Annotated in this window: 21 protein-coding genes; 6 read left to right on the forward strand and 15 right to left on the reverse strand. The window is 38.3% G+C overall.

Translation table 11 applies throughout. The features are described 5' to 3' along the window. Window positions 1–304 precede the first annotated feature (304 nt). The 3 genes from Q0954_RS08385 to Q0954_RS08395 all read left to right on the forward strand — a co-directional run bounded on the left by Q0954_RS08385 (window position 305) and on the right by Q0954_RS08395 (window position 2,900). A complete protein-coding gene (locus Q0954_RS08385; RefSeq protein ID WP_299455809.1) occupies window positions 305–514 on the forward strand; it encodes a hypothetical protein in 210 nt (69 codons plus the stop codon). Window positions 515–636: 122 nt separating this feature from the next. Next, window positions 637–918: a hypothetical protein gene (locus Q0954_RS08390; protein WP_299455810.1), complete on the forward strand. Its 282-nt coding sequence runs from the start codon at window positions 637–639 to the stop codon at window positions 916–918. Window positions 919–1,160: 242 nt separating this feature from the next. Then, window positions 1,161–2,900 (forward strand): LytTR family transcriptional regulator DNA-binding domain-containing protein, encoded by a 1,740-nt coding sequence (locus Q0954_RS08395; protein WP_299455812.1) that lies wholly within the window; start codon window positions 1,161–1,163, stop codon window positions 2,898–2,900. A gap of 375 nt (window positions 2,901–3,275) precedes the next feature. On the opposite strand, the gene Q0954_RS08400 is transcribed toward Q0954_RS08395, so the two are convergent. The 6 genes from Q0954_RS08400 to Q0954_RS08425 form a co-directional block, all read right to left on the reverse strand. Next, a complete protein-coding gene (locus Q0954_RS08400) occupies window positions 3,276–5,111 on the reverse strand; it encodes an SET domain-containing protein-lysine N-methyltransferase (RefSeq protein WP_299455814.1) in 1,836 nt (611 codons plus the stop codon). 140 nt (window positions 5,112–5,251) lie between these two features. Next, complete coding sequence (locus Q0954_RS08405; protein WP_299455815.1) at window positions 5,252–6,373, reverse strand: mechanosensitive ion channel domain-containing protein; 1,122 nt, start codon at window positions 6,371–6,373, stop codon at window positions 5,252–5,254. A 765-nt stretch (window positions 6,374–7,138) separates the two neighbouring features. Then, window positions 7,139–7,732, reverse strand: coding sequence for an LEA type 2 family protein (locus Q0954_RS08410; protein ID WP_299455816.1), 594 nt, complete (start codon window positions 7,730–7,732; stop codon window positions 7,139–7,141). Further along, entirely contained in the window at window positions 7,729–8,253 is a 525-nt protein-coding gene (locus Q0954_RS08415) for a GNAT family N-acetyltransferase (protein WP_299455817.1), read from the reverse strand. The genes Q0954_RS08410 and Q0954_RS08415 overlap by 4 nt, the downstream gene beginning before the upstream one ends. A gap of 17 nt (window positions 8,254–8,270) precedes the next feature. Further along, complete coding sequence (locus Q0954_RS08420; RefSeq protein WP_299455818.1) at window positions 8,271–9,536, reverse strand: WG repeat-containing protein; 1,266 nt, start codon at window positions 9,534–9,536, stop codon at window positions 8,271–8,273. Beyond that, window positions 9,517–10,719 (reverse strand): WG repeat-containing protein, encoded by a 1,203-nt coding sequence (locus tag Q0954_RS08425; RefSeq protein WP_299455819.1) that lies wholly within the window; start codon window positions 10,717–10,719, stop codon window positions 9,517–9,519. Before Q0954_RS08425 ends, Q0954_RS08420 begins: the two co-directional genes overlap by 20 nt. A gap of 209 nt (window positions 10,720–10,928) precedes the next feature. Between Q0954_RS08425 and Q0954_RS08430 the strand changes: the two genes are divergently transcribed. After that, window positions 10,929–11,897 (forward strand): site-specific DNA-methyltransferase, encoded by a 969-nt coding sequence (locus tag Q0954_RS08430; RefSeq protein ID WP_299455820.1) that lies wholly within the window; start codon window positions 10,929–10,931, stop codon window positions 11,895–11,897. Between the two features lie 5 nt (window positions 11,898–11,902). Here Q0954_RS08430 and Q0954_RS08435 read toward each other — a convergent pair whose 3' ends face one another. From Q0954_RS08435 to Q0954_RS08445, 3 genes are all read right to left on the reverse strand, one after another. After that, window positions 11,903–12,916 (reverse strand): adenylyltransferase/cytidyltransferase family protein, encoded by a 1,014-nt coding sequence (locus Q0954_RS08435; RefSeq protein ID WP_299455821.1) that lies wholly within the window; start codon window positions 12,914–12,916, stop codon window positions 11,903–11,905. A 91-nt stretch (window positions 12,917–13,007) separates the two neighbouring features. Then, the gene (locus Q0954_RS08440) at window positions 13,008–14,252 is read right to left on the reverse strand and encodes a hypothetical protein (protein WP_299455822.1); all 1,245 of its coding nucleotides are present in this window, start codon (window positions 14,250–14,252) and stop codon (window positions 13,008–13,010) included. A 510-nt stretch (window positions 14,253–14,762) separates the two neighbouring features. Further along, a complete protein-coding gene (locus tag Q0954_RS08445; protein ID WP_299455823.1) occupies window positions 14,763–16,244 on the reverse strand; it encodes an OmpA family protein in 1,482 nt (493 codons plus the stop codon). A gap of 439 nt (window positions 16,245–16,683) precedes the next feature. On the opposite strand from Q0954_RS08445, the gene Q0954_RS08450 reads away from it, so the two are divergent. Then, window positions 16,684–17,430 carry a rhomboid family intramembrane serine protease gene (locus tag Q0954_RS08450; protein WP_299455824.1) on the forward strand — a complete coding sequence of 249 codons (747 nt, stop codon included), beginning with the start codon at window positions 16,684–16,686 and terminating at the stop codon, window positions 17,428–17,430. Between the two features lie 44 nt (window positions 17,431–17,474). On the opposite strand, the gene Q0954_RS08455 is transcribed toward Q0954_RS08450, so the two are convergent. From Q0954_RS08455 to Q0954_RS08475, 5 genes are all read right to left on the reverse strand, one after another. Continuing rightward, window positions 17,475–20,531, reverse strand: coding sequence for a hypothetical protein (locus Q0954_RS08455; protein WP_299455840.1), 3,057 nt, complete (start codon window positions 20,529–20,531; stop codon window positions 17,475–17,477). Between the two features lie 196 nt (window positions 20,532–20,727). Then, a complete protein-coding gene (gatC, locus tag Q0954_RS08460; RefSeq protein ID WP_299455842.1) occupies window positions 20,728–21,039 on the reverse strand; it encodes an Asp-tRNA(Asn)/Glu-tRNA(Gln) amidotransferase subunit GatC in 312 nt (103 codons plus the stop codon). After that, entirely contained in the window at window positions 20,993–21,754 is a 762-nt protein-coding gene (locus Q0954_RS08465) for a 1-acyl-sn-glycerol-3-phosphate acyltransferase (RefSeq protein ID WP_299455844.1), read from the reverse strand. The genes gatC and Q0954_RS08465 overlap by 47 nt, the downstream gene beginning before the upstream one ends. Before the next feature lie 344 nt (window positions 21,755–22,098). Continuing rightward, window positions 22,099–23,229 carry a lipid-A-disaccharide synthase gene (gene lpxB, locus Q0954_RS08470; RefSeq protein WP_299455846.1) on the reverse strand — a complete coding sequence of 377 codons (1,131 nt, stop codon included), beginning with the start codon at window positions 23,227–23,229 and terminating at the stop codon, window positions 22,099–22,101. A gap of 76 nt (window positions 23,230–23,305) precedes the next feature. Then, window positions 23,306–24,097 (reverse strand): TSUP family transporter, encoded by a 792-nt coding sequence (locus tag Q0954_RS08475; protein WP_299455849.1) that lies wholly within the window; start codon window positions 24,095–24,097, stop codon window positions 23,306–23,308. A gap of 200 nt (window positions 24,098–24,297) precedes the next feature. Between Q0954_RS08475 and Q0954_RS08480 the strand changes: the two genes are divergently transcribed. Further along, window positions 24,298–25,383 (forward strand): Fic/DOC family N-terminal domain-containing protein, encoded by a 1,086-nt coding sequence (locus Q0954_RS08480; RefSeq protein ID WP_299455851.1) that lies wholly within the window; start codon window positions 24,298–24,300, stop codon window positions 25,381–25,383. 10 nt (window positions 25,384–25,393) lie between these two features. Here the strand turns inward: Q0954_RS08480 and Q0954_RS08485 are convergent, their stop codons facing one another. Then, entirely contained in the window at window positions 25,394–26,773 is a 1,380-nt protein-coding gene (locus tag Q0954_RS08485) for a hypothetical protein (RefSeq protein ID WP_299455853.1), read from the reverse strand. Window positions 26,774–26,805: the final 32 nt, after the last annotated feature.

The raw sequence follows: 26,805 nt of genomic DNA on the forward strand, positions 1-26,805 counted from the left end.
GCTATCCTTAAATCACTTGAGATAAACCAGAAATGGGAGATATACTGGAGTACCATCACTTAATATTGTACAGAAGGTCTTTTTTTCGGAGGATATCAGTATGAAGTCTCCTGTAAAGGTGATCAATTGGACCACTATCATACTCGTGTTTCTAAATTCTATCACCAACCCATTACAGAGCTCGAAGCAGAGCACTTTGCTACCCAAATAGGGCAAGATCTATTAGCTTATATCAAGGCAAAGCATAAAAATGGCGAACAAGATTCTCCACAACCTTTTTAACAAAAAAACAAATCAAAAACCCATGAACGAATTCAACAACATAGAACAAATATTTGGCTGGTTTATAGAAAATGTATACCCTACATTGACTAGTGAAGAAAAAAGAAAAATAAAAGATGCTAAGTATGAATTTCAGAAAAGGGGAAATATTTCCAAGAAAAAAATGCAGGCTATTTTAGACCAATATGGAGAGATAAAAATGATTTATCATGTAAAAAAACAATCGTGGTAAAACTTTATTATCACGACAAAAATCATTATATTTGCGTATCTTTTTAGGTAAAAAGATGCCCCTGAAGTTCTGCATCGAAACTTTACTTCAAGGGCTTTTGTAAACAGTTTAATATTTACAACATGCAAGTTAATGAAAATTTGGATAGACAGCAATATTGCGCCTTGTCCTCAAGCCCTCAATTACCTTCTGAAGCTTTGGTTTTGTTTCAGCAAAATATTCGAACACATCTCGAAAAACTAGTGTTTGACCTTGATGATTTGTTAGATGTATGCCCTCATACCCACACCTTATACCCCTACGATATGATACAAGCTCTTGAAGAACAACTTCAGGTATTGCACCAAGAAATAAGCTTGGTAGGCAACAAGGCAAAGGTTTATAAGCTATTGGTAGCTCCATGATAGCTCAAAGAAGTGAAGTAAAACCATACAATTGGCAACTTATAAAGAGTTGTCAATTTTTATTTTGTCTGTTTCTATGTTACCCTCTTTTACAGTTATACTTAAACAAAAACGGTTTTGATGATGGATTTTGACTAATTGCCTGAATACCAACATTAATTAATCCTGTAAATCCTAAAATCACTTTCATCTTAGTATAATTTATTATATTAGCTCCCCACCAAACCAAATACGTCGTGCCCATGACAAGCCCTAACAGTGTAGCAGTATTGCCTTTTGCCAATATAAACGATAGTATTGACAATGCATACTTTAGTGATGGCATCACCGAAGAAATCATCAACAGGTTGGCACAAGTTCGGGGCATTTATGTAACTGCTCGCACCTCTTCGTTTTCGTTTAAGGACAAAAACCTGGATGTACGCCAAATTGGTAAAAAACTCAATGTGGCTTATATACTAGAAGGCAGTGTACGCAAGGCAGGTAATAAAGTACGCATTACGGCACAGTTGGTCAATACTCAACAAGGATTTCACGAATTTTCGGAGGTGTATGACCGCGACTTGCAAGATGTGTTGGCGGTGCAAGATGAAATAGCCCTGCTTATTGCCAATAAACTTAAAGATGAATTGATTAATTTGCCACTAAAAATGCCTTTTACTACCAGTTACCCAAAAAATGCCCAAGCTTATGACTGGTATCTTCAGGCAAATCATATTTTATACAATTGTACTCCGCAGGACTTCCCTAAAGCTGAAAAACTTTACCAAAAAATCACCATTATAGAACCTGACTATGCCCCTGCCTATAGTGGGCTCGCCAAGTGTTTTCTATACTATGCTGCTATCCAGGCTTTCCCACCCAAAGAAGCTTTTACCAAAGCCAAAGCGTATGCATTGAAAGCATTAGAGCTTGACAGTAACCTTATAGATGGACACATTAGTTATTTGGGATGTACCTTTTGGCAAAACTGGGACATCGACACTGCTTTGTTGCACATCAACAAAACTATTCAGCAAATACCAGGCTCTGCCGAAATACACGCTGGTCATGCTATGTTGTTGTTGGTGAACGAACGGTTTGAGGAGGCTTTAGCATCTATGAAACTTGCCATTCAGCTTGACCCTTTTTCGCCCCACGTAAGGCACAGGGCAGGGGTGGCTTACTATTGTATGGAGCAATATAACGAGGCTATAGCAGAGTTTACCCAAGAACAAGGCATGGCAGGACGTAACGATACCCAATTTAAAATAGCCTGGTGTAAAATTTTTTTGGGGCAATATGACGAAGCATTAGAAATACTCAATACTACAGAAGAACATCCGCACCAAATAATAGCTCATGATACTGCCAAAGGCTATTTGTATGCAAAAGCAGGCAATGCAGCTCAAGCTAAGTTTTGGTTGGATAAAGCATTGGAAAAAATACATCGTAAAGAGGTTTATTTTGGTGAGTATAATGCCGCCATTGTATACATGTTGCTTAAAGATGAGACTAAACTTTGGCAAGCGCTCGAACATACGCTTAACAACAAGGTACCCGTTGCGTTATTTACTCCTGTTGACCCACTGTGGCAACCTATCAAAGATGATCCTCGATTTAAAAAACTGATTGCCAAAAATTTAAGATCAAATACCACCGAAATACAAACCAATACACAAGAAGGTTTTCAGGTAGATTTGACACAAATATTGTACGCCGAAGCAGAAGACAACTATTGTCATTTGGTATATTTTGGGGCAAAAGGAACTGTCAAACAGAAGTTGCTCCGTTTACCATTGAAAGACCTGGAAACACAGTTAGATCAAGATACATTTATACGTACCCACCGCTCTTTTATCATTAACCTTCATCATGAGTGGCAACTGGCTGGTAAGTCTAAACATTACTACTTTACACTACATAAGCTCAAGGAAACCATACCACTGGCTCGCTCTAAAGAGAAAGAAGTATTGGAGAAGTTTAAGGCAAGGCTTGTATAGCAATTAGGGCGATTTGCCCCAAAAACAGGCCATTCGTCCCAGCAATTGGATAATTATCGGCGTGAGGAGGGTTTGGGCAGTATATTTAACTAAAATAGTTATTTGAACCTTATAAATAGATAAATATATGTCATTGATGTTTTTACAAGCCTGCGCTCATTCAAAAAACCAAGGTAACAACAAGATAGAACCTTCCCAGAAAAGACAATCAAAACCCAGCAAGATGACTAAGACCAAAACTGATGAGACTCCCCAAGAAAAAAAGATAGGTTTGGGCTTGGTGATGTTTCATTGTATGTAATCCTAGAAACCATAAAAACGCCTCATCCTATATCTAATATAAGATGAGGCATATATTATGTATTATTTATGTTTTTATACTTCCAGTTCGGCTACTTCTTGTACCTGTTTTTTGTCAAGCTCTAACAAATAAGGAGCTGCCCAAATAGCGTAAGCATCTTTGGTATGTTGGGGTAAGTCTTTCCATCCAGTAATACGAGTACGACACTCAGGAGCCCCACATTGACATTGTGATGGAAAATAATCGATTTGATAGTTACGCATGGCGTAGTCAAGCGTTAACTCTTCGCCTTGAGCAATAGGCTTGATAGCCACAATATCATGCGCACCTGTTTCGTTTAAACGAATACCACAATTGGGGGCACAAGAGTGGTTTACTTTATGGATAATACCCTCATGGATTGCCCAGGTATGTTCTCCCATTTGAGATGCGTGTGAGTGGTTGCCTCCCAATAACTTGGCTATTCGTCCTTTCATTACCACATCTTCGGCTGCAAAAGGTTTGGTAACAATCATTCCTTCCCCTTTATTCTCCATTATCTTCAGTTCATATCCATCTTCTTCGAGTGTATTTAAAGGCACTTTGCCACCATTTAGTAAGTAAGAGAAATATTCATAGCGTTCTCCCAAGAAGTTTTGGGCTTTTTGGAGCATGCTGTCCATTGTTAAGCCACACTTGTATTGTTTGAACAAATCTGACTCCTCGAACAATGGAAATACCAAGGTCATAGTTAAAACATAAAATAAGTCGTGATCCATCTTATAGGTTTGACGACGTGGACGAGACCATTCGTTGGTAATAGATGCCTGATGTTTTTTCAACAAGGTCCAGTGAGGCACAAAACATTGCCATAAGCGTTGGCTGACGGTTTCTACCTCGTCATAGGGTGCTTCAGGAAAGTAGCCTACCAAAAGCTCTGCCAGAGGATCAAATTTGAGCACATTGTTTAGTGTATAATCGTTGAGTATGTCAGGATAGCCAAATTTAGCCATCAAACGATAGACTGCTGTTCCCAAGTCTCTCAAAACCTGGAGCGCTTGCAAAGGCGTAGGCACATTTTTTAGTTCCAGGGTAGAGTCCAAATCAGTTAAGAAAACCTCTTTACGAGCAAAGTCATATTCGAAATTACTCCATTCAGAAGAGTACCTATACAAACCCGCCGCTGAGAAATCATGCACCAGTTTACCTATTTTTCTCGCCAACAAGTTAATGGTTTGTAATCTAGTAGTTTCCAGCTCTGGTTGTCCATTTACCCCCAACGACGCACGTAATTTATCATAGTAAGCATCAGCCTTAGCATCTTTTCCTCTGTGTACTGCTGCACCATATTGAATACAAGACAAACGCATACTGGTAGGTTCAGGCGATAAGTTTACCACCACTCCCATAGGCTTTCCTTTAAACTGGTATTTGTCTTCGTATTGCACTACCATTAACGGTATAGTAGATGGCACTCCATGCTCTAGCAGTATACGAGCACTGTTAAATTCTAATAAAGCCCGCTCATGAAGAATTCCTCCAATAGGTGTAGCAGAACTATAAGCAATGGCATACTCGCCTTGCTGATTGATTCCCATGTGCGGAAAAGTAAGCATACTTTCAAGCGTATCGGTAGTAGGTGGGGTGGGAGCTTCACTGTGCAAGTTTGCCAGCACCCCCGAATGAATTTTGCCTTCGGGGCGAGGATTCCAAAACCCTACCCCTTTGATTTTAGCCGCTTTCAGTCGCTGCTCAGGCATTGCCTCTGTACTTGCCTCTTGCGTTAATATATGCCAGGCTACTCGCCCAGGCTGTTCAAATGGTGGGCACTCATTCCAGCCAATAAAAGACAAAATTTGCTGTAGTTCGTCTGTAGAAAGGTGAACCCCTTCAAATTGATGTGTGATTGTAAAGTTAGCTTTAGGTTTCATAAAATTATCTAAATATTTATGTTGAAGAGCCTCCTTGTCTCTTAACAAAGCTTTTACGTAAACCTCTGCAAGAGACCAGAAGGTCAAAAAATTAAGTTCGCGTCAGTGTTCTGTGGGAATGATTTTGGATAAAGTGAGTTTTACAAGAAAAGGTTGGGGTCTTGTACTTCTTTTTCTATTTTAAGTTCTACTGGCATGGCCATCTTGATATTATGCGCTTCAAACCGCTTCAATATCTCCATATTTACTTGAGTTTTACCTAGGCTGTATTTATCAAATTCTTTCCCTACCGTGGCAGCATCTTCGGGTTTCCATACTTTCACAGCATACCAGTAGTCTATGTCGTGTGAATAATCCCCTATACTATAGGTTGTCCAGGTATTCTTTTCGGTTACATCAAACTCAGCTGGTATTTCTTTCAGTATCTTCATCGCTGTTTCGAGTTGCTGGTGGGTAGTATCATACCTGAGACGAATGGTACAATTAATAAAGTAGCGTCCTCTGGCGTCCATGTTTTTAACTATGCCATCAGTAAACGTTTTATTGGGTATGGTAATACGCTCTCCCCAAAAATTGGTAATGACAGAAGAGCGTAGTCCTATTTCATCTACCCAACCATCTACTTTGCCTACTACGATGCGTTCGCCTACCTGAAAAGGGCGCTGTATAAAAATAGTGATTCCGCCAAATATATTAGCAATAGCATCTTTGGCTGCCAGAGCAAAGGCAATTCCGCCAATACCTAAACTTGCCAAAATGGCTCCTATATTATACCCTGCGTTGCTCAATCCTATAATCACGGCAAATACCCAGGCAAATAATTTTACCACTACTTTAAGAATCGGTAACAATTGTGTATCAAGCCCTTCTTTTCGTTTAAACAACCTCACCAAGTATCCCTCATGTACAGCGTTGTACACACGTACTATCATCCAGGCAATAGTCAAAGTAATACTGACATGATACAAACTGTTAACACTACTGGAAACAAAAGAAGATAAGTTTAAAGCATTTAGGCTTGCACGAAACCCCATGAGCATCATGACCATCACCAAGGGTTTGGAAACACTATGAATGATCTTTGATTGACCTTCAGGCTCTAGATGTTTAATAAGTCTGGACAGCCATTTTTTTAATAGCCAAGTAATAATAAAAGCTCCTAAAATAGTCGCTACAATAAACAAAGAAGTGAGTATCCATTGCTCAAGTGTATTTCCTAATACAACTTGTTGAAAAAACTTATTGTCGAAGATTTTTAACATTTTATTTTGACTGATTAGGTAAAGTATTATTAAGTTATTTATTACACTAAGTAGCAGCAAGTCCTTAGATACCGATGAATATCGGTGCAATTAGCTACAAGCAAAGATAACTCTCTCATAATATGATAGTTATACTTGCATATTAGGTATATTTAATTTTGTCTTGGTACATATATATACTCTGGACACTACATAAGTAAAGTCTTATTTTGCACCTTTTGCCCTTTAACTTCTCTTACAAATTTACCTTGTAGAAAACCATAAAGTTTTTAAAATTACTAATAAGTAAAGTAATACTGAACTAACCATTGCTCAGGTTATAGTGTACTTATTTTCAAAAGACTGTAGAAAATGAAAAACCGAATAAGTAAAGTAGTTTATGGTTTGGACATACCACTCCCTTCAACTCTTTGTATATTTTAATAAAAGGTTGTAATATCAACGCTATTTTCTACGATTAAAAAATTTAATGGCTTATTTATATGTGTGTCAGTATCAATGGTTTGAGTTCTCTAAGAACACCATTGATTAGGCGGGTAATACTCTGTTATTAAAAAGGAAAAACAGTATTATTTAATGAATTACAAAGTAGTGAAATATCATAAACTCTCAAAACAAACGGGTGTTTTTATTATTGTCTTGAAGCCAATGTACCTGTTTGTAACCGTTAATTTTAATTGATAAAATACAGGTAAAATCTTAGGTGCTGGAGCATACTTTTACAACAGCAACGAGTTGTGCTGTATCCACCAACACAACTACTTATTATTCTGAGGTATATTCTTTGGTAATTTTAATATAACCAGGGTAACGAATGGTACCTCCTAAAACCTTAAAAGAAGGCTTGGCTCTGATCTTAACTCTGGAAGCTGACGAACCAAAACCTGCCATATTAAAGGCAAACTTAAGCAATGCACTACGCGACTTGCCACGCATCGCTTTTTTCAGGTCGAGGTTTACTTTGAGCGGCAATATATTAGTACCTTGGGCAGGAACTTCAAACCTTTGCTTGCTCTCCCCTTCTGCCATTTTCACATCATCTATATACAAAATCCACCTAAGCTCATTTAACCCTGCCGTTTTTTTATTAGGATTTTTCACCTCTATATTGGCGGTTAGGTCCATAGGTAAAGACGAGTTACGGGCAAATGCCAGCGTAATTCTTCCCGCATCTAACAAGTTAAGGTCGGTCAGGCTTTTCACCTTGTCTATGCGTACATTGGCAAGGCTTATATCTTGCAACGATTCGAGTCTAAACTCGCATTTGGACAAAACTTTTCCTTGACGTATAGAGCGGCAAGAGGTACTGACAGAAAGTAGACTCAGCAGTATAAAGACGTAGAGTTTAGACGTTTTCATATTAAATAATCTTTTTTTAGTAATTGATAGAAAACCACATTGGTTTCATAGTAATAGGCTTTCTTTAGGAAAGTAAGCCCTATTTTTTGTAAAATATATTGTGATTTGACATTGTCTTCGGACGCAATACCTACAATTTTATCCAGAGATACCTCAGTAAACCCATAATGCACCAGTGCTTGACTTACCTCAGTAGCGTACCCCTGCCCCCAATGTTCTTTGATTAAACGATAACCAATTTCGATCAAGTCCTGATTATCTAAGTGTTTGAGGCAAACCCAACCCATCAATTGGTCACCTGCCTTGCGTACTACAGCCCACATGCCTAAGCCAGGGTATTTTGAATAATATTCGTTGATAAAGTATAAGGTACGTTTTTTTGAGTACTCATAGGTTTGGGGTTTACCATCAGTAATGTATTTCATTACTTCAGGGTCGCTATTCATTTGATATATAAGCTCAACATCACCCTCGACAAACTCTCGTATATAACAACGCTTGGTTTCCAGTATTTTTTTCATGATGCAAAATTTCTGCATTACCTATCCTGATAATACTCATGCCCCTGCATATCTATATAAAACTCTTTATCTTTGAATCGTACCAGTGCCAAGCCTTGGCTATAATCATGGTACTCATAAAATATTTCGCCAAAACCATCGTATTTAAACTCAACCATGACCTTACCCTCACGATTAATAAATCCCATTTTTCCTTTTTGCCATACTGGTGCAAACCCTGCCTGAAACCCTGCCCGGTCAGAGATATTGAGCATGTCATAAAAATGTGCATGGGTATGGTACTCATATTTAAATGGAATGACTGTTCTGCCTTTTTTATTGATAAACCCTACTTTATTGAGTTTAACTGCCAAAGCGGCTCCTTCATTGAAATTAAACACTTGATCATATTGAAAAGGAATGGCCAAGCCCCCACTCTTGTCTAAAAAACCCCACTTTTGCCCTTCCTGGTTTTTAGTGTCATACTTTTGCACTGCTACTAAGCCTTCCTTGAAATCATTGAAAGTATAGTATCCCAACGGAATCACTACTTGACCATCAATACCTATAAAACCTTGCTTCATTGCTTCTGCTGGAACCTTGCTATTGAGCCTTACTCTGGCAAGTCCTTCTGAGAAAGCAGCCGAAGAATAGTATTTCTCTTTCTTGAACAAAATTTTACCCTCCAGATTGATATAACCATAGCCTTGGTCTTTATTGAGGCGAACCAACGCAACGCCGTTATTAAAACGGGTAGCATAATTAAAAGAAGGTTTGATGGTAAACTTACCTTGTTTGTCAATATAACCATATTTGGCAATTGCACCAGGTTTACCTATCCAGGGTAGCGCCATAAGGCCTTGACTAAAAACGTGACGTGACGCTTCGGGAAGCGGTATAGGAGGAGTTTTGATTTGAAAAGGGATGATTGTCTTGCCAGTTTTGTCTATAAAGCCCCCTACATTGCCCCAACCTTCTCGGTTTTGTTCTACATATATCCAGCCCTTGTGTACACTGTGCGCCCAATCATATTTTATGGGTATTACTACCTTTCCCTTCATGTCAACAAATCCATACTTCTCGTCTTTATTACTTACCCTGGCAAGTCCTTCATAAAAAGGGCTGGCATTGGCATAGATACAAGGGATAATAATTTTTCGGTTTTTATCGCAAAACCCCCATTGATTGCCTTTACGATAAGGAATAAGTTGGGGAAGCTTTTGGGCAAAGGTGGTGTAGGATGTCAAAAAAAGACTGAAAATGAGGGGTAAATAATTTTTCGCATTAATCTTCATAATATTCATTGCCTTGCATGTCTATATAAAACTGTTTTTCGCCCTGTTTGACTAAAGCCAAACCTTGACTGTAGTGATGGTATGGAAAAATCACGGCACCAAAACCATCGTATTTAAAATCAATCACCGTTTGTCCTTTACGATTGATAAAGCCCATTTTGTTTTGTTTCCAAACCACACAGTAATTGTTATGAAAACCAGTAAAACCTGGTACATGTGTTATATTGTAAAAATCTTGGTTAAAGTCATACTGAAATGGAATCACTAATTTGCCTTTACGGTTAATGAAGCCCACTTTTTTGTTTTTAACTACCAAAGCCAAGCCATTATTAAAGTTATAGGCAGCTTCATAAATAAACGGAACCACTACTTGACCTTGTTTATCCATAAAGCCGGTTTTTTTTCCGTTAGAAATACTCACCAATCCCTCGCTAAAGTCTTGAAAAGTATAATATTTAATAGGAATTATAACTTTACCAGAAGTATTGATAAACCCCATCAAATCATTTTTTCTCACCTTGGCTCTACCTTCTACAAAAGCTGATGCAGTATAATAATTATCTTTAAAAACTACCTTACCTTTTTTGTTAATGTATGCGTGTGTGCTATAGTTCTTAAGCTCAGTAGCTGCCAGTCCATTTTTAAACTGAGTAGCATAACCTAATGATGGTTGAATTACAAATTTACCGCTTTTGTTTATGTAACCATATTTGGTGTTATTAAATGGTTCAACTTTCCAAGGAATTGCCATAAGCCCCTCACTAAAAAAATACCGCTCGCTTTCGGGCAATGGCACGGGAGGCGTTTCTAAACGAAAAGGCACTACTATTTTTCCTTGTTTATCAATAAACCCACCTACATTGCCCCACTTAGGGCTTTGTATTTCAGCATAAATCCAGCCATCGTGTACATTATGCGCCCAATCGTATACAAATGGAATCACTACCTTCCCTTTTGAGTTGATAAACCCAAAATTCCTCTCTTTATTACTTACTCTGGCCAACCCTTCGGCAAAGGGGCTGGCGCTGGTATAAACACAGGGAATGATTACTTTTTTGTTTTTATTGCAAAAACCCCACTGATCACCTTTACGGTAAGGAATGAGTTTGGGTAGTTTTTGAGCATTTACATTTAGATATAATACAGATAAAACTAAGGTAAAGTATACCAGGTAGGGATATTTATTTTTCATAAAAGTAAACCATCATTATTTACAAAAGTTAAGCAAATTTATGTTATCACAACGCATGCTAAAAAGGAATATTCTATGAATTAATACGCTACAATAATTTACAATATATAAATTTGTGGTTTGGTCTGGTGTTTTATAACTTATCTGGAGTTTTATTTTGTCCATTTTTTATAAAACATTATACTTAACATAATTATGCTCTATCTATAATGCCCACTAATACTTATAAGATTTTTAATAAAGACTGCTTAAGCTTATCAGGAGTTGCTCCCCAAAGCATCGACGCATTGGTGACTGACCCACCTTATGGTATTGGTTTTCAGGCGCACGAATGGGACAAAAGTTTGCCCAATAAACAAATATGGTCGGATTGCCTGCGAGTGATGAAACCAGGCGCTTTTGGGTTGGTATTTTCGGCGGTAAGGCTCATGCACAGGCTCATGGTAGACTTGGAAGATAATGGATTCATAATCAAAGATGTATTGTTTTGGGTATACTTGAATGGTATGCCCAAAAGCCGTAATGTGGGGCTCAATATTGATAAAAAACTAGGGGTAGACAGTAAAATAGTAGGTAAGTACACTTATATGCAAGGATATAAAAAAGGTGGGGCAGACTCGTACACCAACCCACAACAAAAAAACAAGTACAAGCCTTCGTCATCTTTGGGAAAAAAATACGATGGGGCAGGGTTAGGAATCAAACCAGCCTATGAGCCCATTATACTTATCCAAAAACCATTAGAAAAAGGAATGAATGTGGCTGAAAACGTAATTAAGCACGGAACAGGCGCCTTAAACCTGGAAGAAACCCGCATACCGTTTGAAGATGGTGAAGGTGAAGTTGGGCACAATCCGCACCCCAAGGGCAGGGTAGCAGCTAATATTATACGTACCGAAACAATGGATGATGGGTATGATAAGTTTTTTACTGTGCCTAAGGTACGCCAACATGCCGATGACTACAATATACACCCTACGCTCAAGCCTGTATCATTGATGCAGCACTTAGTTAAGCTACTTACTTTTGAGCAACAAACCGTGCTCGACCCATTTGCAGGGAGTGGCAGTACAGGGGTAGCAGCCTTAAGCTTACAAAGAAACTTTACTGGGTTTGAGCTCAACCCCGAATATGCCAAGATAGCCCAAAAACGTCTCAAAGCTGCCCAATTGCCCTAAACAACCTATTTTGGCAAATATTTTCTTCCCAATCCTTCTCTAATTCTTTCCAGGTTGCGGATAGATGATGAACTGATGTGTTCAAATTGTTGATCACAGTTGATAAATATAAGTTTAATATCGGGCTTCATATCTTCCATAAACCTCAACTGGTTTACTTCATAGTCCAGGTCATCACCATTGCGTAAACCCCTGATGATTGTCATATCAGTGTCTGTTTCTTTGCTACTGGCATAGTCAGTAAGTAAGCCTGTAAAGGTCTCATACTGACGGTACTTGAGTACGCTGGAATCTTCTCCCATTTTATCATTATTGTGTTTTTCAGGATTGATCCCTTTAGCAATAATTACCTTGTCAAAGACTCTTTCAGCTTTCTGCAAAATATTAAGATGGCCATTGTGAAATGGGTTAAACGACCCAGCATAAATGCCAATCTTAGGCTTATGCTGCTCTACATACTCTATCAGGTTTTGTAGGTTATGTGCATTTTTAGGATAACGTTGGGCAAACTTTCTGAGCAACTTAAGTCTTCCTTGTTTATAAAACTTATAGTCAACCATTTGGTATTCCTTAAAAATCTGAAACTCCCATTTTTGTAACTCAGCAAAAGAACCGCTCTCTACAATGTGCATATCCAAGGAGCAAAACACTTCCGAAAGTTGACTTTTGGGTTCATGGGTTTTGGTATCCAGTATCATTTCCCGAACAATTTGTGCATCAGGATAACGTGCTGTAACCATTTTATCAAGCAATTGGGCAGACTTTTCCTCATTATCATTGGCAAGAGGTTCATACACTATATCATGAAAAAAAGCAGTTAATAATAAAATATGACGTGCGTGGTCATTGATGCCGTCAAGTGCATATAATTTTTCTATTTCATCTATCAAAAACTGTAGGTGTGTTTCATTATGATAAAAGCGATGGGGAGACTGCCAATGCTCGGCAATTACATCTACTTGTTTGATGCCAAATAAGGCAAACAAAGATGCATACTTTTGATATAAACTTTCAGCCATGTTATTAATAAAGATTGGAATTGTAGCGCAATGTGCTTACAAAAAAACAAAAAGAACCCTAAGTATCAAAAAATGCCCTTTGCCAAATTTATTACTTGGGTTGCTTGCCTGAATGATGTTTTTCGTAATTGGCTATGAGTTTTTTAAGCTTTTCAATGCGTATTTGTGATTCGTCAGGAACTTTTTTTGATATTTTTATAAATAAATCACATTCTCTTGGCTCTACGGTTTCATTATTTATTATTTGTACTTCTCCGTTGATTTGTTGTGCTATAAAATCCTTAATTTGGGGTATAAATCGCTGAGCAATAGTAATCAAAATATCAGGTTGCACAGAGTCTGGTGGGTGGTTAAAACTAATCTCTGCTTCGTCATTGCTAACCTCTTGCATAAAAGAAATTACATCATCGTAAAAACGCATTTCCAACTCTACTTCACTTTGTAACATCATCGTTATGGGGGAGCTTTCTATAGGATCAACAGGTTGTTTTACTTCTTGGAGTGGCTCTTCTTGGGCTAGTTGGGCAAACTGTTGAAGCGTCAGTTCAATACACTCTGTCACTGCTTGGGTAACACCCTGGTTCAGGTCAAAACATAAAATATCCAAACAAGCCTTACTAAACTCTGAGGGGTGTTGTGCTACAGTAATATTGCTCATTGCCAGTACCTTGCCTAGAACAATCCCTGTTTTTACAGAGGTTTTACTTTGATGCTGAAGATGTTTTTTCACCTGCTCAAGTAGGTGAACAATTGCTTGGGCTGTTTGGGCGTTTACTTTTGATTTTGCCTGAATGATAGCCGCAAGCGTAGTAGCATTAAAAGTAGGTAAAGCAATATTTGCCAGGCAACCTTCCAACTGTTGAGGGGAGATATTCCATTGTTCAAGCTCTTCAGTATTGCTCGTAAAAATAGCTGTAAACCTTGGGTGCAGTTGATGTATAGTAATACCGTTTGGCGCTTGCAGGGGAAAATGTAACAAACTATCTTCCAGTATAGGTAACAAGTGCTGCCAGTCATTTGTACTTGCTCGCTGACAATCGTCAAAGATAAGTGTGTGCCCTTCTGCCATTGCTTGATATATCAAGGCAAGGGTAGTGTTATCAACAATTTGGCTTGATACTGATACTATGGGTTGTTGTAGTAAGCAGGCCAGATAGCGGGCGTAGGTTGTTTTTCCTGTATTAGCTCCTCCTTTCAAGTGTACAAAAACCCCAGACTTGATGTAATCAATGCTTTTTTGCATTACCCACTCTATCTGTGGCGTATCAATCAAGTCAGGCGGAAAGCTCAACTTAGTGTTTTTTTGAGGGGTGTTTTCCTGTTGCTTTTCTGACATAGAGCAATTTACGAAACCTGAATGAAAAAATAAATTTATCCTAAAATAACTCTTAAGTGTCTTTTCAAATGAACTGTTTCTATGGTTTTTTGTGCCTGTTTTATCAAAAACACACTTTAGTATAAAAAAACAAATACTTAGTATAAACAGGGTAACAACTGCTGTCAATAAGGGGTACTAGACATAGACAACATGATTAATTTTCAGATACAGAATAAAGAGGGTTTAAAGTTTATTAAGATGATGATAGCCTGCCAAAAAATTTGGCAGGTTATTTTTTTTGTACCCAATTCAGGTAACCGCTATTTTCATCATTTGGTCAATACTTCACTTATGCACGCCATACTGCTTTAAATTTTCAAAGGTGAAAGCAGCAAATTCATACACTCGTTAAAGCTCGGCTTAATGCATCTAACCTACAGTTTCTTGTAAACAAGCGCTTACAAATAACAAAAGCCTTGTAACTTAATTGTTACAAGGCTTTTGTTATTCAATATTTGTCCGACAATCTTACTGATTGGTTAGTTTCATGTCTACCCTACGGTTTTTCTTACGCCCAACCGCTGTTTTGTTATCAGCTATAGGCTTGGTTTCGCCAAAGCCAGTGCTTTCTATTCTCGACTTGGCAATGCCTTTCTTGATCAAATAATCTGCTACTGCTTTTGCCCGATCTTTTGAAAGCGTCAAATTAGCGTCATCATCGCCCTGGTTGTCAGTATGACCTTCTAAGTAAATCTTGGTGGAGGCATACTTTTTCAATAACTCAGTCAATTCATTTAATACAGGGAAAGACACTGGGTTAATAATTGCTTTTCCAGGAGCAAATAACACCTTACTGGCACGTTCAAGTACTTCTGGGCAGCCTCGGTTATCTTTTACACCAGGTACATCAGGGCAGTTATCTACCTTATCAGGTACGCCGTCTTTATCGCGATCAGGGCAACCGTTAAACTTGGCAAGCCCAGCTTTCTTCGGACAGTCATCTTTTTTGTCAATGATTCCATCCCCGTCTGTATCTGGGCAACCATTGTACTTGGTAGAGCCTTTTACATCTGGACAATCATCTTTTTTATCAGGAATGCCATCACCATCAGAGTCTGGACAACCTTTGAGTGTAACCAAACCTTTTACATCTGGGCAATCATCGTCTTTGTCAGGCACTCCATCTTTGTCAGAGTCTGGGCAACCTTTCAGGTTAATTTCCCCCTTAGTATTTGGGCAATCATCGTCTTTATCAGCCACCCCATCGTTGTCTTTATCTGGACAACCTTTGGTTTTTTTACCACCTTTTACATCTGGGCAAAGGTCTGCTTTATCTGGAATTCCATCTTTGTCACGGTCAGGGCAACCATCTGCACCGTCTCCACCAGCCTTATTAGGGCAACGGTCTACCAAATCAGGTACCCCATCTTGGTCGGCATCAGGCAAACAACCAAATGCATCTACATCCAGGCGTAGTTTTACTGGCACCCTGGTATTGTTTTCAAGCGTAACAAAAAATTCAAAGTAAGGGCGAGGATCGAGATTTTTTTTCTTTTCGTCTATTACTCCTACCAACGAGTCAATTTTTAATATTTCAGCTTCTTTGGCAGCAATGTCTGCCTTTTTCTTTTTTCTGGCATCGCGTCCTTTTACCTTTTTTTTGTCTAGTTTGTATAGTTCACGCTTTTTTTTCCTTTTAGTGTTTAATAAGCCCGCCCGCTCTCTTAATACAGATCCTAACTCATGCTTAAATTTCCCCTGCAGGTTTTTAGGCAAAGGTACCCACATTTTCTTTCCGTTGACCGTAATGTATGCTTCTCTCCCTTGCACACGTGTGTGTGTATCTGGGCATTTATCCTTTCCCCCTGATTCGGGTACACCATCTCCGTCGCGATCGCCCCTATAGGCCGCATACGTAGAGGGAGTTACTTGAGCCATAGTATCGGCAATGCCCAAAAACAGCACTCCTAATACAAAAACTAAGTATTGGAAGTTTTTTTCATAATTCATAAATCTGTATTTTTAAAGTTGGTGATCAATGTTTAGTGAAAAATAAAGTAATCCTAAAGAAAGCAGTATCTGTTTTTTTTGAAGAAGTACAGCAATCAGATACGAAGTTCAATAGATTAGCTACGCAGAACTTGAACTGAAGGTCTACGGTTAGGTTATTTTTATAGTTTTACTTAGTTTAAACAAATGAAATTCTACAGTTTGTTTTTTGTTTAGCAACATGTTCGCCTCATAAACAGGAGTATCCTTGGTATGCACTTGTTCAAAAGCCATCACCTGAACTCAAAAAGCAACTTGTATGTGTTGACATCAGCCTAAAAACAATACGTTAAAGACCTGTACTAAACCCTGTGAACGAACCACAGGATTTAAAATAATGAAATTTTAATATATTTTAAAAACAAACTTAGTAAGGTTCACATTAAAGTTACATAAAAACATGCAGGAAGAAAAAAAACACTTGTTTCGAAGTATGCTACCTGGGTTAGTGTTGGCGGGAGTAATGTGGCTAATAAAGCTTCTGGAAACCCTTTCGGGTAACAGTTGGAGCAAATATGGTTTATACCCCAAAGAAATATTTGGTATCAAGGGTATACTCACGATGCCGTTTTTACACGCCGATTATGCGCACCTTATTGCCAACACTATTCCGCTTGTTGTATTGCTCACTTTTATACACATCAACTACCAGGAATCTGCCAAAAAACTACCAGGTTGGCTAATTTTTGCCAGTGGTTTATGGACCTGGAGTTTTGCTCGCCCTAGTTTTCATATTGGTGCCAGTGGGCTGGTATATGGCCTGATTAGTTTTGTATTGTTTAGTGGTTTTATACGGCGTGACCGCCCTTCGTTGGCTTTATCGTTTTTGGTGATCTTTTTATATGGAGGGTTTATTTGGGGAATGTTGCCACAAGGAGGCAATGTGTCTTGGGAGGGGCATTTGTCGGGAGGAATAGCTGGATTTATTTTTGCCTTTGCTTTTAGTAAGCCTAGCGAAGACGAAACAGAAATAGAAGATGATCTGGTAGCTGAAGAATTACCCCTCCCCAACAATGTAAACACCTCTTCTTCTTACATTTACTTTTCTCCTCCTACATCCTCGCAAAACCCTGAGGTGCCCCCTCAAAACTTTCACCTCAACTACCTTTATTATGAAGAAACTGAGCTAAGTCAAAAAACAGACTGAAGAAACTCCGACCAATTGCTTATACAATCAGTCGGAAATAATGATTATTTTACCGAAACTCTTTTTTCTTCTAATGCTGTTTTGTACGCCAGATACTTTTTCTTAAAACGTTCAAAATCAGCTTTATCAGTCAAGTCTTGAATGCTTTCCAAGGCAGTATCCCCATAGCTATCTAATCCCATCTCTAGAGCACGCAAGGCATACGACTTGTACAATGGCGCCGAAAATGGGTTTCTTCTTACAGCATTGGTTACAATTTTATAGGCCTTGTCTATGTCTTTTTTAGCGTTTAGATAAAAGTCTGTTACTGTCAAAATTACCTCCTCAGAGAAAGGTGCAGCATTCACGGCTTGCTTAAAATATTCCTCTGCTTTTTTATGGTCGCCAATGTTGTACCAGGCTACTCCCATAAAATACGGCTTTTTGTTACGATGCAATGTGCCCAACTCCAGTTGATCTACAAACTGCAACAACAGATCATTTTTTTCTTGTGCCTTCAACAACCGAAGATAAGCGTGGTTTATCTCTGCTTTAATGTAATTATCTAGTTTCCTAACTTTAAGGGTTTTGTATATCTCCTCCGCTTTAGTCACTTTTTCCTGATCAAGGTAATAATTCATTAAGTCGGCAGCTGCCCAAGTCTTATAGTTGGGAGCTTGTATAGCACTATAAGTATCTTTTAGGTTTTGTTCATTCAGGTACTTATGACGATAGTGTAATAATATAAATTTCTCTTCATCGGTATTTAACGCTACAGTATCTGTAAAAGCCCCCATTACTTTTTGTGCCAAACTTAGTGCTACACTGTCGTTTTTTCTATGCGTTCCCTTTTTCTCAGCTTGCCTTGCCAATGCTTCTTTCCAATTTTCTATGGCTCCCTTTATATCTCCCTTTTCGCTCAAAGCTATGCCTAAATAAATAGTAGCCTGGGTGTTTTGTAGTTTTTTAGCCGTTTTTAAGTAAGAAATAGCAGGCTCATAAGCCCCTTGCTCTAGCAACCAAAGTCCCAGTACTGCATTATAATAGCCGTTACTTTTGGTAGCAGGTATGCTTGCCAGAGAGTTGATCCCTTGAGAAATGTTGCCACCATAGTATTGAAAACAAGCCCGCACATACTGTAGATAGTAGGCATAGTCTCGATTGTCTTTATTCGATTCTATTTTTCGCGTTTCCTTTGCCAAAACACTATCTATGGCCTTATTGTCTCGTTTTCCGGCACGGTTAAGCAGATAATTGTACAAATAGGCAAATTTTTCCCCGTTTAGCTGGGGATTTGTTTTCAATTGCTCATCTAATGGTTGTTGATAAGAAGTTTGATAAAGGTTATACAAAGCAATATGATTACTTTTGGTGGCCAAATCTTGCTTACCTTCCCCATTTTGTAGTTTTTTAGGATCAAACTGCTCGGCTTTTTTAAAGGCAAGGTAAGCCATCAGATTGTTTTTAGGAATCAATGAACCATTAGCCAATGAGTCGGCTTTCTCAAAGTAATAAATAGCTGAGTCACCCACTTCTGTTTGACTATATGCCAACCCAAGGTTATTATTGAGCTCCATGCTACCTGGAAACTCCTTTACTCCTTCGCGTAAAGTAAATACAGCATCAATGTATTGTTCTTCTTTGGTGTATATTTCGGCGAGTCGGCTATAGGCATACTCAGTAGGCTTACTGGTAATGGCGTGTTGCAAATGAGTAATGGCTTCTACCAGTTCTGTCGAGCCATCTATTTTTAGGTTTGCCAATGCATAGTGTGGCTGATGCGTATAAAAAAAGTATTGGGTAGCAAGTTTGTAATGCTCCATAGTGAGGCGTTTGTTGCTGTGTGCCCAATAAGTAGAAGCCGCCAACGAATGATACCCCGCCAACATTTGTTCTCTTTGAATTTGCTTAGAAGCAGAGTAAAAGCCAAAAATAAACACCAAACCCACCAAACGTAACATGGGATGAGGCATAAACTGTCCCTGATACGCTACTTTGGTAAGGTCTACTTGTTGCCCCATATAAGCCCCCAGGTTTACATAAACATACACTACATAACCCACTCCATAGCCTATATGACTAAACAGAATAACATCGCGTATTACCGAATTAATCGCGTCGTTTCCAATAGCCTGGTAATACCCAATAGTTGCAAAAGCAATGATGCCTAAAGCAAGGTAAAGCAAGCCCCCTTGTGGGTTGAAAGAGATGAATTTACTGATAGTAACTCCTCGGCGGCGATACCCCCAAATACCCAGAACAGCCGACACAACCAACAACCAATAAAGGTCGATATAGAGAATGTCAAAGTCTATGTTACCCCGGTCTTTTAAGAAAATAAGCACCAGGTTACCCAAATAAATAAAAGAGATAATACCAAAGTGAATACTATTGGTTTTGTTACCAGGGTTATATTTAGCAATTAAATGGAAAAAACCATATATAATGTCATGCCCTACAATGGTAATGAATACAAAAGTGAGTGCTAAAGGTATGATCCAGCTAAACGTACTTAAATACATCACTGGAAAATTAACTGTACTGGCGACACTTATCCATATACCCAACCCTATGGTAATGGCAATAAAGCTAAGCAAACGGGGCAATAACCCTAAATACTTGCCAAAAGACTGGAAGTAATAACTGGTAAGCCCATACAAGGCAATACAGATAATAAGGAAAAGGCTATCGCCAAATGAGTCACCTAGGTAACCAAATCCAAATTTTGACAAAAAGAACATAAAAATAGCCATCCCGGCGAAATACCACAGGCGTTGCAAACTACTGATCACTGTAAGTAACACACACATTGCCAATAAAATAAAGCTCCCATAAACAAAGCGTGTGGGTGTATCTAAGGTTTTGGTAAACGTTTGAAAACTTTCTTTCACCACATAAGACACTCCTTCTATTGGAATATTAAATATACCCTTGGTATAGGTGTTTAACTTTACTGGAATTACGTCAAGTTTTTGATTGGTTGTCCAGCCAAAAACATTGTCTGTTCCTTTTGTATAATGATACATGCACCAGCTCAGTGCTCCCAAAAATACCACCAATAGTAATGTATATAGTACACGAGGGGTTTTATTCCATTCTCGCCAAAAAATCAAAGTCTTCATGTGTTTCTTATTGTGACAATTATGCTTCTTTCTTTTAAAGATTTCGTCTGCCTATACTCAAACCACATAGTTCAGTAGAGTATTTTATCACGATTAATGGAGGATGTCAATCCAGAGTAAAATTTAAGTTGCTGATTATTAAATACTTGCATAAGCATTGGTAAGCACCAAGCAAAACACTCAGGCAATCATCCCCCTAATCATTATTCAATACTTTGGGCACCAATATGTGGTCTTGATCTGCTTTAGGTGCTAGTTTCAATGCCGCTGACTTGTTTAAGGCATTATTGGGAATATCTTCACGAAGGTTATTCATTTCACCCGACATAAAACGCAATGGTTCTACCCCCTCTGTATCTAGCTCTTTGAGTTTTTCTACCCAGTCCAAAATTTGATTCAAATCACTCAAAACAGCTTCTTCTTCTGTTGCTGCTATATCAAGCCTTGCCAATTGAGCTATTTTATGAAGCGTTTGACGATCGACGTTCGGTTGCGAGTTGGGGTTCATGGTATTTTTTGAGTTCATTATCTATCACAGTAAAAGTTTGTTGTTTCAACATGGCCAAATCATCCATAGTCAACCCTTGGGTTTCTATTGGTTTATGCACGATAGCCTTGCCCTTGTGCCAGTTAGGTAGCGAATCGTTGCCCAGTATTTTCCAGTTATAAGGCATTGTTACAGGTACTATAGGTACTTGTTTTTCTATGGCAATCTTAAAAGCTCCATCCTTGAATCTTTGTAGTTTTGGGGCCTTTTTTGAACGTGTCCCTTCAGGATACATTAGTATACTAAAGCCCTTATCCACTGTATCTAGCGCCTTCTGAAGCGCTTGGTAAGACTGAGTTTTACTTACCCGATTTACCGGAATATGTAAGCGTGAAAACATAAAACCAAACAACGGAATTTTCCCTAATTCTGCTTTACCCATAAACGAGTAAGGACCTCGTACAACTAGCCCCATAGCTATAATATCAAGCACAGAGGTATGGTTGGCACAATATACATAAGATTTTTTACTCAAGGGTTTGGTCTCATAAGTGACCTTGTAAGGGATAAAGCCACCCACAAAAAAGCACCTTGCCCACAAGTTGTTCAATTGCTTGATAAAACGCCGCCCCGGTTGATAGAAAATAATGATGATAAACAGAGGAAGTAATAACAGGAAAGGAATGGCAAAACAAAGTAAAAGCCATATTCTGTATAGTTGTCTAAACCATTTCATTGTATATAAAAAAAACGTGTAGAAAGGATAAAATTATCGACATTAAATTCAACTTATACTAGGATTAAAGTGATTACCTGCGGTGAGCTCGTCACAGCAAGCTGCCCCGATGAGTCGGGATTTATAAATAGACTCGGTTTTAGGATTTACGGGATTAGCTGAAGCAGAGCTCAGCACAGCAAAGCTGTAGCTTCGGTTGATTAATGTTGGTATTCAGACAATTAGTCAAAATCCATCCTCAAAACCATTTTTGTTTAAGTATAAATACAGTCTGGAAATTTTATCAGGGGCAAAAATAGAAATTTAGCCCTATAGTTTAAAATTATGATTAAGTATTATCCCGATTAATCTTTAGGCAACCCTTTAATCTCTTTAAGGTGCTTTACCATCAGGGTACCAGCACGAGCAGAGGCACCTGTCTCACCCATCAGGTCTTTTAGTGTTGTGTAATGTTGCATTACCTTAGCTCGCTTGGCACCTCCTTTTACCAGTTGTGTAAGTTCTTGTGTTATATTATCGGCAGTACATTGTTGTTGAATTAATTCCTTCACTGCCTCCTTGCCCAATACCAGATTTACCAAAGAAATATAAGCTACTTTAATCAAGCGTTTGGCTATGGAAAAAGAAAAAGCATTGGTTTTATAAACAACCACTTGTGGCACCTCAAAAAGCCCCGTTTCTAATGTGGCTGTGCCAGAAGTCACTACAGCTGCTTCTGCCTGAGTAAGTAAATTATAAGCATCTTCATAAATAATTTTTACTTCAGGGTAATGAACCACTTCTTCATATAGTTTTTCGGGTAAGTTGTTTACTCCTGCTACTATCAATTGATGGGAAGGAAAAGCTCCTGCATTGCCTAACATTATAGGCAACAAGCGTTCTACTTCTTGCTTACGACTACCCGGCAACAACGCAATGATTGGACGGTCATCGAGTCCATGTTGGGCTCTAAACTCAGGATTGGGAGTAAAGTTAGCTATAGCGTCCAACAAGGGATTGCCAACATAATCTACCTCATAGTCAAACTGTTGATAAAACGCTTGTTCGAAAGGGAAAATAACAAACATGCGGTCTATGTTTGCCTTGATCTTATAAGCTCGCTTGGTGTTCCAGGCCCACACTTTAGGCGAAATATAAAAAAACGTATTGAAACCATGTTTTTTTGCAAACTTAGCAATACGTAAGTTGAACCCGGCATAATCTACCAACACCACTACATCAGGCTGGTAGTTCAAAATATCCTGCTTACACAACTTCATAAACCCCCGGATTCTACCTAGGTTTTTAACCACTGAGACAAAACCCATAAAAGCAGTTTCACGGTAATGTTTCACCATACTCCCCCCTACTTTTTGCATTTCATCTCCTCCCCAAAACCTGAATGCTGCTTCATCATCATGTTTTTGAATGGCTTTCATCAAGTTCGACGCGTGCAAATCCCCCGAACGCTCTCCTGCAATTACATAATACTTCATACTTTTATCAAAAGTGGTGTCGCTGCAAAGGTAAGTTTTTTTTAGTTTTTCGTGGGTTTGAAAATAAACTTCAGGCTTAGGCAGGTTGTATGCTTAGGTCAATGCCCAGCAAACGCCCCAAATCATCTTTAAATAAATAGATGATCGCCGAAAATACCACAAAGACCAACAAGCGATAAATCCATATTTGTACATTTTTGTAACGAGTAGCAAATCGGGCACCCAAAAAAGCTCCTAAGCCCTGCCCACAAGCTGTAATCCCCCCTAATTTCCAATTTACTTCATTATCAGCAACAAAAATAATAAGCACCGGAAGCGCATATACCAACACTATGACTAGCTTGACAAAGTTAGCGTAAGGCAAACTAAAATCAGCCCTCAATACTAAAATAGCCAACAAAATAATACCAATGCCAGCCTGAATAAACCCTGCATATACTCCAGCAAAAAATAACAGTATAAGGGTAAGTGGATGTTTGTGTTTATTACTGGCTATATCTGCTTCCTTGAACCAGCGTTTTGGTTTGACCAAAATCACAAAAAACATGACAATCATTAAGTATTTGATAAACTGCTTCAAAAAAGCTGGATCGGTGCGTGTAGCAATAAAAGCTCCAAAAAATGCCCCTACCACACACACACCTATTGGCAACTGGCTATCTTTGATGTCCATTTTTTTATTTCTTACAAACGTACCAACTCCCACAATGCTTTGTACTAAAGTAGCTACCCGGTTAGTACCATTGGCTATATTGGCAGGCAAACCTGCTGCCATGAGAAGTGGCAACATAATTAGGCTACCGCTTCCAGCGAGTGTATTGATAAAACCTGTCAGAATGCTTGCAACAACTAAAATAATGTAAAACATAAAATTCTGGGGAGTGGTAAGAAGTACCGAAGGTAAGTATTTTTTTGTTAAGAAGCCTGAATCGTTGGCTTCTATGAAAAAGTCATAATGTTTCTCTTACATTAAACAGATTAAAGTCTTTGCTTTTACCAACAAGTGTAAATTTTTATTAATTTTACCCTCATTGTAATAACAAGTGTAAACCTTACCCTCATTCTATTATGATTAACTTCGACAAGAATCAACCATATAATGGCCTACCGTTATTGCCTCCCAAAGTAAATTTAGAAACAACAAACATTTTACGTAAGGCTATTACAGCAAGTAGAGCATTAGCCCAACTCAATGGAGCAATTACTAACCTGCCTAATCCTACATTATTGTTGGATACAATTTATTTTCAAGAAGCAAAAGGCAGTTCTGAAATAGAAAACATAATTACAACAAATGATGAATTATACAAGGCTGTTGTGGCAGATAAAAAAATTGATAACTCAGCAAACAAGGAGGTTTTGCACTATAAAAAAGCACTATGGTTAGGTTTAGAAACGTTGGATTCTAAATCATTTATAACGACTAACCTTTGTATACAAATTGTTCAATGCATAAAAAATAATACTTCAGGCATACGCAAAACATCTGGAACAACCTTGTCAAATGCAAAAGGTGAAACTATTTATACCCCTCCTTCAGGTGAAGAGATAATCCGTGATAAACTATCAAACCTAGAAAAATTCATTAATGAAGATCAGGCACTTGACCCTTTAATCAAAATGGCATTAATGCATTACCAATTTGAAGCAATTCATCCTTTTTTGGATGGTAATGGGAGAACAGGACGAATTTTACTATTGCTCTATTTGAAAATGGAAAAGCTTTTGGATATTCCAGCTATTTATCTTAGTGAATATATTATCCAAAATAAAACAGCATATTATCCGAAGTTAAGGTTAGTAACAGAAGAAGCTGATTGGGAAGGTTGGATAATATATATGATGGATATGATAGAGTTTGCGTCTCAAAAAGGTCTTCAGAGACTAAGCGAGATAATGCAACTAATACAAAGTATGGCACAGGAAATACAAGAAAAACTTCCTAAAATATATTCCAAGGACTTAATAGAAGTCTTATTCAAGCTTCCTTATACCAAAAGACAGTTTTTAATAAACGCTAACCTGGGAAACCCTAAAACGGTAGGTAATTATTTAAAAGAACTTGAAAAGCAGGGATTTTTGAAGTCAATTAAATTTGGGAAAGAAAAATTATATCTAAATCACAAACTTATGGCTATTTTAGAACAAAGTTAAATATATAGTCTTATCGCTCCATCAAGCCTTCAATTTGACCATATTGATCAAGCAAAGCTTCGCGACGGGTAAAAGCAAGCATGGCGCAGGCCTTGGCTATAGAGCAAACTACGTGAGGTTCCATTTTACGCAAGAAGTCTTCGGGTGAAATGCGGTGAGCAAACATATCTTTTGCCGAATTGAGGTAGTCATTGGTTTTTTTTGTCCCCAACGATTTATACACAAAAGAAGCCAATGGAGAGTTTTTCATGTCAAAACTTGACTCGTGAGCACGCCCAAACTCAAGCAAGGCATACAGCACTTCGTTGTACTCTAGGTCATCGTTTAATCCGGTTTTGGGTAGGTAATCTTCTGCACGTTCTACTTTCTGTCCTGGGTGTTTAATGTCTCCCAAAAACATAGAAATGGGTACATCACCTCCGGTAGTTAATGCCAAAGCCTCTATAATGGCAATATTTAACAACTTGATTCCCAGATAATCGCGGGCAATGCCAATGTTATAATGTGCCTGTTGGTTGAGTTCGTGGTAATACTTGTTATCAGGCGTGTCCTTGTATTGTTGAAAAACACTGTCAGGATTCAAAAAACTCAGAAAGTTTTCCATTTTTAACAATGCCTGACGGTAATTACGGATAGAATAGACCTCAGTAGCCCATAATGTCCCATTAGTTTCAGGCAATAAAGCCCAGGTATGATCTAAAAACTCTCCTACATCTTGGTAAGCAAAGTTTTCTACATCTTTATTGGCAAGGGTTACCCCCCAACGCACTGTTTGACTAATCTCGTGCTCCGAAAAATCTACATCGTATTGTATACTGATACGTCGCAAACGCATTTCAAGGCGGTCATACGCCGAAATGCCCCGTTTATCGGGCATACGGAAAGGAATAGTGGCCTCTATACAAGCAATAATCATCAGGAGCTGCTTACGAGTAAGAAACTCTTCGAGAGACTTGGCTGCGACAAAAGCACTCAAAAATTCGTTTAGTCCACTAAAGGGTGAAAGTTTTTGCCCAGGTTGAAACTCAAAAATTTCGAGGCAAAAGGTAAATAATATGTCTTCTATCTCAAACTCTGGTTTGATGAATACTTCATCACCATCTATTTCTACAAAAGGCATCAGTATTTCGTGGGTATACATTGGAAACCCATTGTCTATCTGAAAATAAATAATGTCGTGAAATAACCCTGCAAGGGTGGGTATACCATCTTGTGCTTCAGAAACAGATAATGCGTGACGTGAAGTATGAAAATTACGTTTTTCGCCGTCCATAGAGTGATGCACCAGTGTAGCCAGGTGTTCGATTTTGTATACAGGTATTTGAATGTGCAATTGCACAAATGCATTCAGAAATCCCTCGACTAATCTGTTTATGAGCGACTTTGCCATCTATTTTACTGAATTTAATGTAGAAATATATT

This window comes from uncultured Microscilla sp. (assembly GCF_947493425.1).
In the GTDB taxonomy this organism is placed as follows: Bacteria; Bacteroidota; Bacteroidia; order Cytophagales; family Microscillaceae; genus Microscilla.

Bases quoted from the DNA above. Each gene is read 5' to 3' on its own strand.
- Q0954_RS08475 (WP_299455849.1), bottom strand. From the start codon at position 24,097: ATGTTTTACATTATTTTAGTTGTTGCAAGCATTCTGACAGGTTTTATC.
- Q0954_RS08415 (WP_299455817.1), bottom strand. From the start codon at position 8,253: ATGAAAAAAATACTGGAAACCAAGCGTTGTTATATACGAGAGTTTGTC.
- Q0954_RS08385 (WP_299455809.1), top strand. From the start codon at position 305: ATGAACGAATTCAACAACATAGAACAAATATTTGGCTGGTTTATAGAA.
- Q0954_RS08435 (WP_299455821.1), bottom strand. From the start codon at position 12,916: ATGGCTGAAAGTTTATATCAAAAGTATGCATCTTTGTTTGCCTTATTT.
- Q0954_RS08450 (WP_299455824.1), top strand. From the start codon at position 16,684: ATGCAGGAAGAAAAAAAACACTTGTTTCGAAGTATGCTACCTGGGTTA.
- Q0954_RS08465 (WP_299455844.1), bottom strand. From the start codon at position 21,754: ATGAAATGGTTTAGACAACTATACAGAATATGGCTTTTACTTTGTTTT.
- Q0954_RS08445 (WP_299455823.1), bottom strand. From the start codon at position 16,244: ATGAATTATGAAAAAAACTTCCAATACTTAGTTTTTGTATTAGGAGTG.
- gatC (WP_299455842.1), bottom strand. From the start codon at position 21,039: ATGAACCCCAACTCGCAACCGAACGTCGATCGTCAAACGCTTCATAAA.
- Q0954_RS08420 (WP_299455818.1), bottom strand. From the start codon at position 9,536: ATGAATATTATGAAGATTAATGCGAAAAATTATTTACCCCTCATTTTC.
- Q0954_RS08480 (WP_299455851.1), top strand. From the start codon at position 24,298: ATGATTAACTTCGACAAGAATCAACCATATAATGGCCTACCGTTATTG.
- Q0954_RS08430 (WP_299455820.1), top strand. From the start codon at position 10,929: ATGCCCACTAATACTTATAAGATTTTTAATAAAGACTGCTTAAGCTTA.
- Q0954_RS08400 (WP_299455814.1), bottom strand. From the start codon at position 5,111: ATGAAACCTAAAGCTAACTTTACAATCACACATCAATTTGAAGGGGTT.
- Q0954_RS08395 (WP_299455812.1), top strand. From the start codon at position 1,161: ATGACAAGCCCTAACAGTGTAGCAGTATTGCCTTTTGCCAATATAAAC.
- Q0954_RS08390 (WP_299455810.1), top strand. From the start codon at position 637: ATGCAAGTTAATGAAAATTTGGATAGACAGCAATATTGCGCCTTGTCC.
- Q0954_RS08440 (WP_299455822.1), bottom strand. From the start codon at position 14,252: ATGTCAGAAAAGCAACAGGAAAACACCCCTCAAAAAAACACTAAGTTG.
- Q0954_RS08405 (WP_299455815.1), bottom strand. From the start codon at position 6,373: ATGTTAAAAATCTTCGACAATAAGTTTTTTCAACAAGTTGTATTAGGA.
- Q0954_RS08410 (WP_299455816.1), bottom strand. From the start codon at position 7,732: ATGAAAACGTCTAAACTCTACGTCTTTATACTGCTGAGTCTACTTTCT.
- lpxB (WP_299455846.1), bottom strand. From the start codon at position 23,229: ATGAAGTATTATGTAATTGCAGGAGAGCGTTCGGGGGATTTGCACGCG.
- Q0954_RS08425 (WP_299455819.1), bottom strand. From the start codon at position 10,719: ATGAAAAATAAATATCCCTACCTGGTATACTTTACCTTAGTTTTATCT.
- Q0954_RS08455 (WP_299455840.1), bottom strand. From the start codon at position 20,531: ATGAAGACTTTGATTTTTTGGCGAGAATGGAATAAAACCCCTCGTGTA.
- Q0954_RS08485 (WP_299455853.1), bottom strand. From the start codon at position 26,773: ATGGCAAAGTCGCTCATAAACAGATTAGTCGAGGGATTTCTGAATGCA.